Origin of the sequence: Pseudomonas sp. SIMBA_067, from assembly GCF_046534675.1 — a bacterium.
In the GTDB taxonomy this organism is placed as follows: Bacteria; Pseudomonadota; Gammaproteobacteria; order Pseudomonadales; family Pseudomonadaceae; genus Aquipseudomonas; species Aquipseudomonas putida.
Genome location: NZ_JAWRYH010001517.1, coordinates 1 through 229 on the forward strand (window position 1 = coordinate 1; position 229 = coordinate 229).

Below are 229 nucleotides of genomic sequence, written 5' to 3' on the forward strand. Positions count from 1 at the left end.
GCATCAAGGCTGCCGAAATCCGCCGCCAGGTGTTCGTAGCCGGGCGCCAGTGTCCAACCCGACATCAGAGTGCATCCCCATAACGTTGCTTGCGGTCATAGAGTTTCTGCGCCTTGCGTTCCAGCCAGGCAAGCAGCGCGGCCTCTTCGGCAAGCACCTGGCGCAGCGGGCGCTGGAAGTAGCCACGCAGAAAACGCAATTTGTCGCGACGGGTCAGGCCGATGTCCAG

General features: G+C 62.4%; 1 pseudogene. It reads right to left on the minus strand.

Annotated elements, in window-relative coordinates:
- Positions 1-64: 64 nt before the first annotated feature.
- A pseudogene (locus tag SB765_RS34515) lies at positions 65-229 on the minus strand (lipopolysaccharide core heptose(I) kinase RfaP); the annotation flags it as partial.